Genomic DNA, 14,241 nt, shown 5'->3' with positions numbered 1-14,241 from the left:
ATGGCGGCAGCCCAGGTCGTCCGGTCCGAGTGGACCAAGATCCGGTCGGTGGCGTCCACGGTGTGGACGCTCTCCCTCGCCGTGGTCGTCACCCTCGCGCTCGGCATGCTGATCTCGGCCCTGTCGAAGAACGAGTTCGACAAGATGAACCGCAAGGACCAGCTCTCCTTCGACCCGACCTTCATCAGCTTCGCCGGGATGAGCCTCGGCCAGCTCGCGATGATCGTGTTCGGCGTGCTCGTCGTCTCCAACGAGTACAGCACCGGCATGATCCGCACCTCGCTGGCCGCCGTACCGCAGCGCGGCACCTTCCTGTTCAGCAAGATCGGGGTCGCGACCGGCCTCTCCCTCGTCGTCGGCCTCGCGACCAGCTTCGTCGCCTTCTTCCTCGGACAGGCGATGCTCGGCGAGCACCGGGCGCACATCGGCGACACCGGCGTGCTGCGCGCGGTGATCGGCGGCGGGCTCTACATGACCCTCATCGCGATGTTCTCCATGGGCGTCGCCGTGATGCTGCGCTCGCCGATGCTGTCGCTGGGCATCCTGATGCCGTTCTTCTTCCTGATCTCCAACATCCTCGGCAACGTCTCGGCCACCAAGAAGATCGGCCGGTACCTGCCCGACCAGGCCGGCAGCAAGATCATGCAGGTGGTCACGCCGATTGACGACGACACTCCGTACGGCCCCTGGGGCGGGCTCGCGATCATGGTGCTGTGGGTGGCGGCGGCGATCGCGGGCGGGTACGTGCTGCTGAAGAAGAGGGATGCCTGAGGCTTTACGGCCTCTTGAGTGGAACCGTCAGCGCCCGGATAAGCTCCTAACCCTTACGGGGGCGTGCGCCCTGCTGTCCTGAACCTTTCGATGGGTGCGGAGCATGATCGAGGCAGTCGGCCTGACCAAGCAATATGGCGACAAGACCGCTGTGTACAACCTTTCCTTCCAGGTGCGGCCCGGTGCCGTCACCGGCTTCCTGGGCCCCAACGGCTCGGGCAAGTCGACGACGATGCGGATGATCCTGGGCCTGGACAACCCCACCTCGGGGCAGGTGACGATCGGCGGCTACCCGTACCGCAAGCTGCCGAACGCGCCCCGCCAGGTCGGCGCGCTCCTCGACGCCAAGGCGGTCCACGGCGGCCGGCACGCCCGCAACCACCTCCTCTGCCTCGCCCAGCTCTCCGGCATCCCGGCCCGCCGGGTGGACGAGGTGCTCGGTGTCGTCGGCCTCCAGGACGTGGCCCGCAAGCGCTCCAAGGGCTTCTCCCTCGGAATGGGCCAGCGGCTCGGCATCGCCGCCGCGCTCCTCGGCGACCCCCAGGTCCTGCTCTTCGACGAGCCGGTCAACGGCCTCGACCCCGAGGGCATCCTCTGGGTGCGGAACCTGATGAAGGCGCTGGCGGCGGAGGGCCGTACGGTCTTCGTCTCCTCGCACCTCATGAGCGAGATGGCGCTGACCGCCGACCACCTGATCGTCATCGGGCGCGGCCAGCTGCTCGCCGACATGAGCGTGAACGACTTCATCGCGGCCAACTCCGCGGGCTTCGCGCGCGTCCGCACCCCCGACACCGAGCCGCAGCTGCGCGAGAAGCTGACGTCCGCACTGACGGAGGCGGGCGGCCACGTCCTGCCGGAGCAGGACGGCGGACTGCGCGTGACTGGGCTGCCCCTCCCCCGCATCAGCGACATCGCCCACGACACGGACGTACGGCTGTGGGAGCTGTCACCGCACTCCGCCTCGCTGGAGGAGGCGTACATGCGGATGACGCAGGGGGCCGTCGACTACCGCTCGACGATCGACCAGAAGGCCGGCCTGCAACAACCCCTCCCGCCCGGTGCCCAGCCCCCCATGCCGGTCCCCGGCCAGGGCCAGCCCGACTGGTACGCCCCACCGCCGCCCCAGCAGCAGTACGCCCCGCAGGGCCAGGCCCCGACGGGCCCGTACGCCCCGGGACAGCCCTCTGCGGGCCCGTACGCCGCCCCGGGCGCCCCCGGCACGCCCACCCAGCCGCCCGCCGGCCCTTACGGCGCCCAGGCCCCGACCGCTCCGGCCGCTCCGGCCGCGAACGCCGGTGCGGGCACTGCCAACCCGTACGCCCCCGCGGCCCCGCAGGCCCCCGCCCTCACCAAGCAGGGCACTGCGTCCGCGGCAACCCCGGCCTCGCAGCCTTCCGCGGGCATCCCGGCCTCAGCCCCGACCGCCGCCGCCCCGGCCGCCCAGCCGGGCGCAGGCGCCGCCCCCGCGACAGCTCCCGCGTCCGCCGCGTCCACGCAAGGTCCCGCGCCGCAGTCACCGATCGCCGCGGCCCCGGCAGCCCCGACGCCCGGCGCGCAGCCCCTCCCTGGCGCCGCCCCGGCCGTGCCTTCCGCATCCGCGTCGGCGACCTCGGCGGCGCAGCCCGCCGCCCCGGCCCCCGCCGCCGGTGCCGGTGCCGGTGCCGGTGCCGCCCAGGCACCCGCGCCCAGCGTCGCCCCCGCCCCGCCCGCCGCCGACCTGACCAAGCCCGAGGACGCCCGATGAGCACACCCCAGCCTCAGATGCCGCAGGCCGCCGCGCCCCAGCCTCAGATGCCGTCGGCCCCCGCGCCCCACTGGCAGGCGGCGCCCGCCGGCTCGTACCCGACCTACACCTCGCCGATCCCGGTGGTGCGCACGCACCTCGGGCACGCCATCGCCTCCGAGTGGACGAAGATCCGTTCCGTGCGGTCGACGATGTGGACGCTCGGGGTGTTCATCCTGCTCGTCGTCGGGATCGGCCTGCTGGCCGCCGCGGTGGTGGGGAGCAGCGCCGGCGAGACCGACCTCGCCGGGGAGAACCCGCTGTCGTTCGGCTTCTTCGGCCTGCTGCTCGGCAGCATGTGCATCATCACGCTCGGCGTGCTGACCACCGCCTCCGAGTACGGCACCGGCATGATCCGCACCACCACGACCGCGTGCCCCAACCGGGTGCGGGTCCTGGCGGCGAAGGCGATCGTGTTCTTCGCCGTCGCCTTCGTGGTGACCTTCGCCTCGGCGCTCCTGGTCGCCCTCGCGGACGTGGCCCTGCTGGACAGCAGCGGCGTGCGGGACCCCTCCGGCAGCGAATGGCTCAAGGGCACCCTCGGCATCTCGCTCTACCTCGCGCTGCTCGGCCTGCTCTCGCTCGTCATCGGCTCGATCATCCGGCACTCGGCGGGCGCGATCACCATCATGATCGGCGTGGTCCTGGCCCCGCTCGTCATCGCACTGTTCATGTTCTCGTCCTCGCTGGAGAAGCTGCGCGAGGCCCTGTTCGAGTACTCCATCCCGAACCAGCTGAGCGTCTTCTACTCCAACTCCCTCACCGAGTCCGGCCCGTCCGGCTGGGACCCGCTGTGGATCATGCTCGGCGTGACGGCCGTCGCGTTCGCCGGCGCCTGCGCCCTGCTGGAGAAGCGGGACGTATAGCCCGTAGCAGCCTCAGAACTTCGGCGCGTTCCTGGACCGCTGCACCCGTGTGGTGCGGCGGTCCTTCGCGTTCCAGCACGCCTTGTGCCAGTGCCGGCGCTCGTCCACCCCGGAGTGGTCCGGCCAGGCCACCACGTGCGGGACGCCGTCCGGGATCAGCTGGTCGCAGCCCGGGCAGCGGTAGGACTTGCCCTGGGAACTCGCGCCCGCCACATGACGGACGTTCCACTCCTCGCCCTGCCAGCTCTCCGTGGACTGCCAGCCGCCGTACCGGCCGGACCGGTCGTCCTCGGCGCTCCGGCCGGAATCGGAACCCTTGGGTCGGTTGCGACGCGGGGACACGGAACACCTCTCGGGGCTATACAGGAAGCACGGGCCGTGTCCAGCCTACGCGGCGCGGACGGGGGTACGCGAAGGGCACCAACCCCCACAAGTCCCCCACGCGGACGCCGCATTCGGCAGACAATCCGCAAATCTCTTCGCCAGGCCGTGTCCTCGGCACGTGTCAGACGGTTATGCCGGGTGGGGGAGCTCCGCGTCGGAGCCAAGGAAGCAGGAAAAGCACATGCGCGTTGGAAGTTTCGTGTTGGCGGCCCAGTTCCCGGGACAGGGCCAGGGGGAGGCGCTGCACCGCGCGGTCCGCTCGGCCGAGGTCGCCGAGGAAGCGGGTCTGGACTCGGTCTGGCTGGCCGAGCACCACTTCGTGCCGTACGGCACCTGCCCGTCCGCGATCACCCTGGCCGCGTTACTGCTGGGCCGCACCCGCCGGCTCCGCGTCGGCACCGCCGTCAGCGTGCTGCCCACCGCCCACCCGGTGGCCCTGGGCGAGCAGGCCGCGCTGCTGCACCTCACCTCGGGCGGGCGCTTCTCGCTGGGCGTCGGGCGCGGCGGGCCGTGGGTCGACCTGGAGGTGTTCGGGTCCGGGCTCGCGGCCTACGAGAAGGGGTTCCCGGAATCACTCGATCTGCTGGTGCGCTGGCTGCGCGAACCGTCCGTCGCGGCCGACGGCGAGCGCTACCGCTTCCGTGAGGTCCCCGTCGTACCGCGCCCGTCGGAGTCCCTCGCGGAGGAGGCCGGGCCGGGACCGGAGGTCGTCGTCGCGTGCACCTCCCCGGCGAGCGTGAAGCTCGCGGCCGAGCGTGGGCTGCCGATGCTGCTCGGGATGCATGTCGGGGACGAGGAGAAGGCGGAGATGGTCGGCCTGTGGCGGCAGCAGGCGCGCGCGGCGGGCCGTTCCCCGGACGAGATCGCGCACGCGGCCCATGTCTCCGCCGGCGTCTGCCAGATCGCGGACAAGCGCACGGACGCCGTGGAGGCGTTGGTGAAGGCGATGCCGGGCTGGCTGCGGCAGGGGCTCGAGGCCCATGTGACGGTCGACGGCCGCCATCGCTCGATGCGCGACCCGGTGGCGTACACCGAACTGCTCTGCGGGCTGCACCCGGTGGGCACTCCCCGGCTGTGCGCCGACCGGCTCGCCGCCACCAGCGAGCGGACCGGCATCTCCCGCTTCGCCCTCCTCGTCGAGGGCTCGGGAGACCTCGCGGCCACCGAGGAGAACGTACGACGGCTGGGCGCCGAGGTGCTCCCCCACCTCGGCTGACCGTGGGCCCCGCGCAGAGCTTGCCGCCCCTGTACTGAATGCACCTCCCGCGTACGGAGCGGCAAGCGAACGGCTCGCTGCGTCAGCAGTCCCGGAACTCCGGGGACTGGTTCAGCAGTTGACTACGGACCGAGGTGAAGCGGGCCAACGTCTCGTCCACCGAGGCGTCCAGCGGGAACACCGCCACCCGGTGGCAGTTCTGGAAGGCCAGCCGTACCCCGAAGTGCCGTTGCAGCGCGCCGCGTATCGCGTCACTCGCGAGCGCACGCAGCAGCTGACCGCGTGCCTGCTCGTCCGGCGGGGGCGTCTGGTTGTCGGCGAACGCACCGCCGTCGACCTTCAGCTGGGCCACCAGGGAGCTGATCATCTCCCATGCGTAGGGCAGGGAGGTCCGGACGCAGTCGACGAATTCCGCTTCGTCGACCTCGCCTCGCTCGGCCTTCTCGAGTAGGGCCGGTGAGACGTCGAGCGACATGGGTTCTCCTCTCGCACCCCCAAGCAACAGGGGTTGCCGGACAGATGAGGGAGTCCGCGACGCCGAACACGCTGAGTACATGCCTCGCGACCTCCCGTTTACTACGGTAGGCAACGGACCGTGACGGCACCAGGAGATTGCGTACATAGAGGGTCCCCAATGGGCACACAATCGGCCACAAACGAACAAGGGTCGTTCCGGGTGCTACGGGCCGAATCGCTTCGACGGCGCGCCGTCGAGTAGCGTTGCCCACCATGCGTCTCGTCATTGCCCGGTGCTCCGTCGACTACGCGGGCCGGCTCACCGCCCACCTCCCGTCCGCGCCCCGTCTGATCCTCGTGAAGGCGGACGGCAGCGTCTCGATCCACGCGGACGACCGGGCCTACAAGCCCCTGAACTGGATGTCGCCGCCCTGCACGTTGAAGGAGGGCGCCGGCGACGAAGAGGGCGTCTGGACCGTCATCAACAAGGCCGGCGAGAAGCTGATCATCACGATGGAGGAGATCCTCCACGACTCCTCGCACGAACTGGGCGTCGACCCGGGCCTGATCAAGGACGGCGTGGAAGCACACCTTCAGGAGCTCCTCGCCGACCGCATCGAGACCCTCGGCGACGGCTACACCCTCATCCGCCGCGAGTACATGACCGCCATCGGCCCGGTCGACATCCTCTGCCGGGACTCCGAGGGCCAGACCGTCGCGGTCGAGATCAAGCGCCGCGGCGAGATCGACGGCGTCGAGCAACTCACCCGCTACCTCGAGCTGTTGAACCGCGACCCGCATCTCGCCCCGGTCCGCGGCATCTTCGCCGCCCAGGAGATCAAGCCCCAGGCCCGCGTCCTCGCCACGGACCGCGGCATCGGCTGCACGGTCCTCGACTACGACGCCCTGCGCGGCATCGAGGACGACAAGCTGCGGCTGTTCTGACAGCGGCCTTCGAGGCTCTACGACGACGAGGGCCGGGTTCCCGCACGGAACCCGGCCCTCACTGCTGGTGCGGGCGCGTCAGATGACCGCGCCCGACGCCGAACCCGACGTGCTCGGCGTCCCGGCGCCGCTGCTCTCCGACGCGCTGGCCGGTGCGCTGGAGGAGGCCGGGCCGCTGGCGGAGTCGGACGTGGACGGCGTGGTCGACGGCTCCGGCGTAGGGCTGGTCGTCGGCGTCGGCGAACCCGAGGGCTCGGTCGGTGTCGGAGTAGGCGTGGGCGAAGTCGGCGTCTTGGTCGGCGACGACGAGGTCGACGGCGGCTTGGTCGTCGACGACGGCGGCTTCGACGTGGGCGACTTCGTCCCGCTCGGATCGTCCGAAGGCTCCGCGCTCTCCGTCGGCGTCGGGTCGTCCGACGTACCGAACGTGCCGTCCGGGCCCGGGTCGGTCGGGCGGCTGGTGGCCGTGCCGGTGTCGCCCTTGCCGTCGTCGTTCTTCGGCACGTCGGCGCCGAGGCTGCCGTCGTCCGCGCCCTGGCTGGCCGACGGGTTGACGCCGACCTTGTCGGACGGGTTGTCGGCGTCGTTGTTCGACGTCGCCCCGAGCGTCACCACCGTGCCGAGCACGGCCGCGAGGAGCGCGCCCGCGCCGGCCGCGACGAGGTTGCGCCGGGCGAGGCCCTTGAGGCCGCCGCGGGCCTTGCGGTTGGGCACGGCGGGGGTGGGGGCCGCGGCCCGGTGGGTGACCAGGGTCGAGGGGGCGTTCGGCGGCTGGAGCGGCGGGAAGGCCGGGATGCCGCCGGGCGGCGACTGCGACTCCTCGTGGCGGGCGTCGGACACCTCCTCGCCTGCGGTCGCGGTGATGCCCAGCGGTGTGCCGGACCGGTCGGAGACCAGGGCGAGGGCACGGCGGCCGGCGACGGTGCCGCGCTTGTCGGCGAGGGCGCCGCGCAGCGCGATGGCGGCCTCCAGCTCGGCGCGGGCCCGGTCCAGCTCGCCGGCGCAGAGCGCGAGGATACCCAACTCGTGGTGGAAGTAGGCCTGTTCACCCACCTCGCCGGAGACCCGGGCGGCCTCGGCGCCGCATCGCAGGGTGCGCTCCCAGGCGCTCCAGTGCAGCCCGGCGGCGAACGCGGGCGCGGCGGTGCGAGCCAGCTGGACGGTGACGTTCTCCTCGCCCTCGGCGGGCGGCTCCGCGACCGGCACGAGCACGGTGAGGGCGGCGAGCACGGCGTCGGCCTCGGCGCACACCCGCTCGGGCGTGACCGAGGGATGCCCGGCCCACCAGGCGTAGTGCCGGGCCGCGGCCAAAGCGCGGTCCTCGGTGTCGTCGCCGTATCCGGCGCTCTCCAGCTGGGTTCGGACGCCCGCGGCGAGCCGGTAGCGGGCGCCGACCGGGGTGATCAGGGCGCAGCTCAGCAGCTCGCCGAGTGCGGCGTCGGCGTGGGTGTCGCCGACGAGGGCGGGCAGATGGGCCTGGTGCGGCACCTCGCCGCCGAGTGCCACGGCGAACCGCAGGGCGGCGCGCCCCGAGTCGCTGAGCCGGCCGGCGAGCAGCGCGGCCGGTGCGGCACCCTCGGCGAGGGAGGGCAGCGGCACGTCGTGACCGTCGCCGGCCTCGTAGGGGGCGTCGACCTGGGCGCCCTGGAAGACGCCGAACTCGTCGAAGGCGTCGGCGCTGGCGCGCAGTTCGTCGCGCTGCCGGAGCAGGGCACCGGCCTGCACGAACCGCAGAGGCAGGCCCTCGGACTCGAACCAGAGGTCGCCGGCCCAGTTGGCCTCGTCCTCGGTGAGGACCCGGCCGACGGCACGCTCCAGGAGCTCCACTCCCCCGGCCCGGTCCAGGCCGCCGAGGAAGACCTCTTCGAGGGCCGAGTCGGCGGACGGCGCGGGCACGTCCGGGGTCGCGGCGACGAGGAAGGCGCACTCGGGGGTGGCGTCGAGCAGGTCGTCGAGCGCGGTGCCGCCGAACTCGACGTCGTCGAGGACGACGACCGCGCCGATCTCCCGCACGAGGGCGAGCAGGTCCTCGTGTCCGGGCCGGTGCAGGGGTGCGTCGTAGACGGCGTAGAAGAGGTCGTGGAGGAGGTCGTCGGCGCTGCGGTGGAAGCCGCTCAGGCGGACGACGCCGTCGGGGGCGAGGTCCGAGCAGTCCTCGGCCACGACGTCGAGGAGGCTGGTGCGGCCCGATCCGGCGGGGCCGGTGAGGCGGACGGAGCGGCCGCGGGCGAGCAGCCGCACGAGGCGCTCGCGCTCGTCCTGGCGGGCCAGCAGCGGCAGCCGGGGCGGGGTCGGGCCGGGCGGGACCGGCGGGCGGGCCGCGCGGTCGGTCTCGGCGCGCTCGGCGGCGCTGAGCTTTTGCGGCCGGGCGGGCCGTTCGCCCGGCGGGCAGGCCTCTATCTCGCTGCCGTCGACGGGGTTGACGGTGAGCAGGTGGTCGCCGGCGACCAGTTGCACGGTGCGGGCCAGGGCGGGTGTGCTCTGGCCGAAGTCGGGTGTGAGCGGGTCCCTGGGCGGACGCTGGCGCGACGAGCTGCCGTCACCGTCGTGGCCGTACTCCTCGGGTCCCCGGGTGTTCGGGTCCATAGGTTTCAAGCCCCCCAAAAGCGTCTCGTGTGTCGTGGGTCCTTCGGGACCCAGGCCCCCTCCGGCCTGCTGCACACCGCGCTGTCGCTTCTGGTCCGGGCCCGCTCGTTCAGGGATGTTCACTCAGCGGGCGACCGAACCCTAAACCTTCGCACAGTATCTACGACAGTCCGGGGTACCGCGCCGTCCGAGACGTCACAGTCTCGTGAGGATTGTGCGCGACGCGCCTTTCACCATCGCAACACCGGACGCTCACACCGCATGCACACAAGGGTTCACACCCGGGGCAGCGACTCCACCCCGATGCCGCCCTCGATCGCCAGGATCCGGTGCAGCCGCGTGGCCACCAGTAGGCGCTGCATCTGCGGCGGTACGTCGCGCAGCACCAGGCGTCGGCCGCAGCGGCCGGCCCTGCGGTGGGCCCCCATGATCACCCCGAGTCCGGTGGCGTCCCAGGAGTCGAGCTCGGACAGGTCGAGCACGAGATCGCCGACTCCGTCGTCGACGGCCGAGTGCAGGACCGTACGGGCGTCCGCCGCGCTGCGGACGTCGAGGCGGCCCCCGACGACCAGCTCGACGTGGTCGCCCCTGATGAACATATGCGCTCCCCGTGGTGCGTCTCGTGCTCCGCGAATGTGATGTCCGGTGATGCAACCTCTGACTGCGCGAGGCGGTCAGAGGTTGCCGTCTGTAAGCGAACCGATACCGAATTCACCCCTCGGTGTGACGCCTGAGAGGCGTATGTGAATTCGGGCGTTGCTCAGTACGTGTAGAAGCCCTGCCCGCTCTTGCGACCGATGTCACCGGCGTCAACCATCCGGCGCATCAGCTCCGGCGGAGCGAACTTCTCGTCCTGGGACTCGGTGTAGATGTTGCTGGTGGCATGCAGCAGGATGTCGACGCCCGTGAGGTCGGCCGTGGCGAGCGGGCCCATGGCGTGCCCGAAGCCCAGCTTGCAGGCGAGGTCGATGTCCTCGGCGGTGGCGACGCCCGACTCGTAGAGCTTGGTGGCCTCGACGACGAGCGCCGAGATGAGCCGGGTGGTCACGAAGCCGGCCACGTCACGGTTGACGACGATGCAGGTCTTGCCGGTGGACTCGGCGAACTCCCGCGCGGTGGCGAGGGTTTCGTCGCTCGTCTTGTAGCCGCGGACCAGCTCGACGAGCTGCATCATCGGCACCGGCGAGAAGAAGTGCACGCCGACGACCCGCTCGGGGTGCTCGGTGGCCGCCGCGATCTTGGTGATCGGGATGGCGGAGGTGTTGGAGGCGAGGACGGTGTCCGCCCGCACGATCTTGTCGAGCGCGCGGAAGATCTCGTGCTTCACTTCCAGCTTCTCGAAGACGGCCTCGACGACGATGTCGGCGTCCGCGGCGGCGTCCAGATCGGTGGTCGCGGTGATCCGGCCGAGGGCGGCGTCGGCGTCGTGCGCCTCCATCTTGCCCTTGCTCACGAACTTGTCGTACGAGGCCTTGATGCCGTCGGTGCCACGCTTGAGAGCCTCGTCGGTGACGTCCCGCAGGACGACGTCCCAGCCCGCCTGCGCGGAGACCTGGGCGATCCCGGAACCCATCAAGCCGGCGCCGATGACGGCAAGCTTCCGTGCCACTGTTGCGACTCCCCTTTTGAACGCCTTACACGCTGTTTAAGTTGCCTCTCCGGCGGACCCTAGCGCTCGTGAGGGGCTGTGTGACCGGTAAGTAATGCGCGTCACGTCTCATCTGACGGACATCACACCGGCAGACGTCACGAGGGGTCTCGTACGGCGTAGTTGAGCACCTTCTCGCTCAACAGCTCCTCGATGTCGTCCAGGTACACCAGTACCTCACGCGACACTTCGTCCGGATTGCGCCCTGCGACCATGTCTCGCCCGATACGGACGAACACCTCCTGGTGCACCCAGGCGATCTGACCGGCGATCAGACCCGGCAGCGGGTCGGCGGCGTCGGCGCCCGTCTCCTCGCGCAGGGTGGCTTCGAGGTGGTCGTGGATCTCCTGCTGGAGGCTCCACAGCCGTGAACGCAGCGGCGGGGCCTCGTGGATGCAGCGCATGAAGCGGTCATAGCCCTCCATGAGGCCGAGCCGGGGCGAGACGGCCTCGATCTCACCGCGCAGTTCACGCAGCACCGCACGAGCGGCGGACTCGCCCGCGTCCCGGGCGCGCACCCAGCGCGAGAGCTGTTCGACGACGCCGGAGGACCGGTCGAAGAAGAGGTCCTCCTTCGCCGGGAAGTAGTTGTAGACAGTGTTGACGGAGACGTCGGCTGCCTCGGCCACCTCGGCGATGGTCACCGTCACGAAGCCGTGCTCCAGGAACAGTCCGGTGGCGATGTCCGAGATCCGCTGTCGCGTCTCGCGCTTCTTCCGCTCCCTGAGCCCCTCTGCCATGGTCACCATCCTAGCTTCGTTGGAGCCCATGAAATTTTGGGGCCGTTGCAAAATTTAAGAGACCCTGTTTTTCTAGGGCCATGACCGTCATCAGTACGGCCGGACTGGCCCGTACCTTCCAGACCAAGCGCGGCCCCGTGGCGGCCGTGCGCGGCATCGACCTCACCGTCCGCGAGGGCGAGATCCTCGGCTTCCTCGGCCCGAACGGCGCCGGGAAGACCACCACCCTGCGGATGCTCACGACCCTGCTCGCCCCGACCGGCGGCACCGCCACCGTCGCCGGGCACGACCTCGCCACCGACCCGGCCGGAGTGCGCCGGGCCTGCGGATACGTGGCCCAGTCCGGCGGCGTCGACCCGCAGATCAGCGTGCGCGAGGAACTGGTCACCCAGGGGCGGCTCTACCGGCTCACCAAGACCCAGGCCGCCGACCGCGCCGAGGAGTTGGCCCGCGACCTCGGCCTGACCGAGCTGCTGGAGCGCAGGTGCGGGGAGCTGTCGGGCGGCCAGCGCCGCCGCCTGGACATCGCGATGGCCCTCACCCACCGCCCGAAGGTGCTCTTCCTCGACGAGCCGACCACCGGCCTCGACCCGGGCAGCCGCGCCGACCTGTGGGACCTGATCCGGCGCCTGCGCGCCGAGCACGGCACGACCGTCTTCCTCACCACCCACTACCTCGACGAAGCCGACGCCCTCTCCGACCGCCTGGTGATCGTCGACCAGGGCGTCGTCGTGGCCGAGGGCACGCCGAGCGCGCTCAAGCTGGAGTACGGCGGCTCGATCGACGCCACGCTCCAGGACACGTTCCTCGCCATCACCGGTCGCAGTGCGCCTGAGGCCGACGCCGCCCCCGTAGCCGTATAGGAATCCCTGGAAGATGCTTCTCCACGACACCGCGCTCATCTACGGCCGCTATCTGCGCCAGTCCCTGCGCTCGCGCTTCGCGCTGCTCTTCGGGGTGCTGATGCCGCTGCTGTACCTGCTGTTCTTCGGCCCGCTGCTGACCGATCTGCCGCTCGGTGGGCAGGGCAGTTCGTGGCAGGTCCTGGTGCCGGGGCTGCTCCTGCAACTCGGGCTGTTCGGGGCCCTGTTCGCCGGGTTCATGATCATCCTGGAGAAGGGGTCGGGGATCGTCGACCGGATGCGGGTCACGCCCGTCAGCCGGCTCGGGCTGCTGCTCGGCCGGGTGCTGCGGGACGCGACGGTCTTCGTCTTCCAGGCGGTGCTGCTGGTGCTGGCCGCGCTGGCGATGGGACTCCGGGCGCCGCTCGTCGGCATCCTGATCGGCTTCGCCTTCGTCGGGCTGCTCACCGTCTCGCTCGCCTCGCTGTCCTACGCGGTGGCGATGAAGGTCCGCACACCCCAGGAGTTCGGCCCGCTCATCAACGCCGTGTCGATGCCGTCGATGCTGCTGTCCGGACTGATGCTCCCGATGACACTCGGCCCTGCCTGGCTGGACGTCCTCTCCCACTTCATGCCGTTCCGCTATCTGGTGGACGCGATGCGGGACGCGTACGTCGGCGAGTACGCGACCGCGCACATGGCGTACGGCGTGCTGGTCGCCCTCGGCTTCTCGGCGCTCGCCGTGACAGTGGGCACACGCGTGTTCCGGACGGCCGGGGCATAACTACGCTGGTCGCATGGTCAATCTGACGCGCATCTACACCAGGACCGGCGACCAGGGCACCACCGCCCTCGGCGACATGAGCAGGGTCGCCAAGACCGACCTGCGGATCTCGGCGTACGCCGACGCCAACGAGGCGAACGCGGTGATCGGGACGGCGATCGCGCTGGGCGGGCTCGCCGAGGAGGTCGTGAAGGTCCTCACGCGCGTCCAGAACGACCTGTTCGACGTCGGCGCCGACCTGTCCACGCCCGTGGTCGAGAACCCGGAGTTCCCGCCCCTGCGCGTCGAGCAGTTCTACATCGACAAGCTGGAGGCCGACTGCGACCACTTCAACGAGCAGTTGGAGAAGCTCCGGTCGTTCATCCTCCCGGGCGGCACGCCGGGCGCGGCCCTGCTGCACCAGGCCTGCACGGTCGTACGACGGGCCGAGCGGTCGACGTGGGCCGCGCTGGAGGTCCACGGCGAGGTGATGAACCCGCTGACCGCGACCTACCTCAACCGCCTGTCCGACCTGCTGTTCATCCTGGCGCGGACGGCGAACAAGGGCGTCGGGGACGTGCTGTGGGTGCCCGGCGGGGAGCGTTGACAGCGTTAGCGCTCGCGTTTGGGGAACAGCGTGTAGCTGCCGGCGATGACGACGTTGATGCCGATCAGCCAGAGCATCCGCTGCTGCCACGCCCGCAGTGAGTCGGTCCCGCCGTCGCCACCCACGTACCAGATCGCGGCCTGGAGCAGCGCCATGGCGACCACCGCGGCGACGACCCAGCGGCCCGCGACCTTCCACTCGTGGACGGCGCGGGCCGTGCCGTACTTCGGCGGCCGTACCGGCGGCGGGCCGCCCGCGAAGCGGTGGGCGAAGTGGGCGTCGGCCCAGCGGATCGTGGCGTGGCCGAGCCCCACGGTGAAGCCGATGTAGACGGCGGCCAGGCCGTGCTTCCAGTCGGGTTCGGCGCCGTTGCGCAGGTCGATCGCGGTGACCGTGAACAGCACGAGCTCCAGCAGGGGCTCGCACAGAAGCAGAGCAAGCCCGGTACGCGGCATCTTCAGCAGGTACCGGAAGGCCAGCCCGGCGGCCAGCAGCACCCAGAACGCCACCTCGCACGCGACGATCAGTCCGACGATCATGAACCCGCTCCCTTCCCTCGTCTCCCAGGTTCGGGCCGCGACCCCCCGCTTTCGTCGTCGCCGACGACGAACTCGCCGTACATCGAAAGATGCAG

General features: G+C 71.0%; 14 protein-coding genes and 1 pseudogene. 8 read left to right on the top strand and 7 right to left on the bottom strand.

Annotated features, from left to right (window positions below; all coding sequences use genetic code 11):
* The 3 genes and pseudogenes from IQ210_RS17030 to IQ210_RS17020 all read left to right on the top strand — a co-directional run bounded on the left by IQ210_RS17030 (nt 1) and on the right by IQ210_RS17020 (nt 3,420).
* The gene (locus tag IQ210_RS17030) at nt 1-771 is read left to right on the top strand and encodes an ABC transporter permease (protein ID WP_194079855.1); all 771 of its coding nucleotides are present in this window, start codon (nt 1-3) and stop codon (nt 769-771) included.
* A gap of 103 nt (nt 772-874) precedes the next feature.
* Nucleotides 875-2,257, top strand: a pseudogene (locus IQ210_RS17025) (ABC transporter ATP-binding protein); the annotation flags it as partial.
* A 254-nt stretch (nt 2,258-2,511) separates the two neighbouring features.
* Nucleotides 2,512-3,420, top strand: a complete 909-nt coding sequence (locus IQ210_RS17020) for an ABC transporter permease (protein ID WP_194079854.1) — start codon at nt 2,512-2,514, stop codon at nt 3,418-3,420.
* 12 nt (nt 3,421-3,432) lie between these two features.
* Here the strand turns inward: IQ210_RS17020 and IQ210_RS17015 are convergent, their stop codons facing one another.
* Nucleotides 3,433-3,762: a hypothetical protein gene (locus IQ210_RS17015; RefSeq protein ID WP_059192308.1), complete on the bottom strand. Its 330-nt coding sequence runs from the start codon at nt 3,760-3,762 to the stop codon at nt 3,433-3,435.
* A gap of 223 nt (nt 3,763-3,985) precedes the next feature.
* On the opposite strand from IQ210_RS17015, the gene IQ210_RS17010 reads away from it, so the two are divergent.
* Nucleotides 3,986-5,020: an LLM class flavin-dependent oxidoreductase gene (locus tag IQ210_RS17010; protein WP_194079853.1), complete on the top strand. Its 1,035-nt coding sequence runs from the start codon at nt 3,986-3,988 to the stop codon at nt 5,018-5,020.
* An 82-nt stretch (nt 5,021-5,102) separates the two neighbouring features.
* Here the strand turns inward: IQ210_RS17010 and IQ210_RS17005 are convergent, their stop codons facing one another.
* Nucleotides 5,103-5,495 (bottom strand): SCO5389 family protein, encoded by a 393-nt coding sequence (locus IQ210_RS17005; RefSeq protein ID WP_059192310.1) that lies wholly within the window; start codon nt 5,493-5,495, stop codon nt 5,103-5,105.
* Nucleotides 5,496-5,749: 254 nt separating this feature from the next.
* Between IQ210_RS17005 and nucS the strand changes: the two genes are divergently transcribed.
* Nucleotides 5,750-6,421 (top strand): endonuclease NucS, encoded by a 672-nt coding sequence (nucS, locus tag IQ210_RS17000; protein WP_194079852.1) that lies wholly within the window; start codon nt 5,750-5,752, stop codon nt 6,419-6,421.
* Nucleotides 6,422-6,499: 78 nt separating this feature from the next.
* On the opposite strand, the gene IQ210_RS16995 is transcribed toward nucS, so the two are convergent.
* The 4 genes from IQ210_RS16995 to IQ210_RS16980 form a co-directional block, all read right to left on the bottom strand.
* Nucleotides 6,500-9,007: an ATP-binding protein gene (locus IQ210_RS16995; protein ID WP_194079851.1), complete on the bottom strand. Its 2,508-nt coding sequence runs from the start codon at nt 9,005-9,007 to the stop codon at nt 6,500-6,502.
* 275 nt (nt 9,008-9,282) lie between these two features.
* Nucleotides 9,283-9,606 (bottom strand): STAS domain-containing protein, encoded by a 324-nt coding sequence (locus IQ210_RS16990; protein ID WP_059192313.1) that lies wholly within the window; start codon nt 9,604-9,606, stop codon nt 9,283-9,285.
* Nucleotides 9,607-9,767: 161 nt separating this feature from the next.
* The gene (locus IQ210_RS16985; RefSeq protein WP_194079850.1) at nt 9,768-10,616 is read right to left on the bottom strand and encodes a 3-hydroxyacyl-CoA dehydrogenase family protein; all 849 of its coding nucleotides are present in this window, start codon (nt 10,614-10,616) and stop codon (nt 9,768-9,770) included.
* A gap of 137 nt (nt 10,617-10,753) precedes the next feature.
* The gene (locus tag IQ210_RS16980; protein ID WP_194079849.1) at nt 10,754-11,395 is read right to left on the bottom strand and encodes a TetR/AcrR family transcriptional regulator; all 642 of its coding nucleotides are present in this window, start codon (nt 11,393-11,395) and stop codon (nt 10,754-10,756) included.
* An 80-nt stretch (nt 11,396-11,475) separates the two neighbouring features.
* Between IQ210_RS16980 and IQ210_RS16975 the strand changes: the two genes are divergently transcribed.
* Genes IQ210_RS16975 through IQ210_RS16965 form a run of 3 tightly spaced genes read left to right on the top strand, consistent with a single transcriptional unit; the run spans nt 11,476 to nt 13,607 of the window.
* Nucleotides 11,476-12,258, top strand: coding sequence for an ABC transporter ATP-binding protein (locus IQ210_RS16975; RefSeq protein WP_194079848.1), 783 nt, complete (start codon nt 11,476-11,478; stop codon nt 12,256-12,258).
* A gap of 13 nt (nt 12,259-12,271) precedes the next feature.
* Nucleotides 12,272-13,021 (top strand): ABC transporter permease, encoded by a 750-nt coding sequence (locus tag IQ210_RS16970; protein ID WP_194079847.1) that lies wholly within the window; start codon nt 12,272-12,274, stop codon nt 13,019-13,021.
* Nucleotides 13,022-13,034: 13 nt separating this feature from the next.
* Complete coding sequence (locus IQ210_RS16965) at nt 13,035-13,607, top strand: cob(I)yrinic acid a,c-diamide adenosyltransferase (RefSeq protein ID WP_194079846.1); 573 nt, start codon at nt 13,035-13,037, stop codon at nt 13,605-13,607.
* Nucleotides 13,608-13,612: 5 nt separating this feature from the next.
* Here the strand turns inward: IQ210_RS16965 and IQ210_RS16960 are convergent, their stop codons facing one another.
* Entirely contained in the window at nt 13,613-14,146 is a 534-nt protein-coding gene (locus IQ210_RS16960) for a hypothetical protein (protein ID WP_194079845.1), read from the bottom strand.
* Between the last annotated feature and the right edge of the window lie 95 nt (nt 14,147-14,241).

The organism is Streptomyces justiciae (genome assembly GCF_015163075.1).
In the GTDB taxonomy this organism is placed as follows: Bacteria; Actinomycetota; Actinomycetes; order Streptomycetales; family Streptomycetaceae; genus Streptomyces; species Streptomyces justiciae.
The sequence above is the reverse complement of the archived record's forward strand: the minus strand, read 5'-3'. Positions and strand labels throughout refer to the sequence as shown.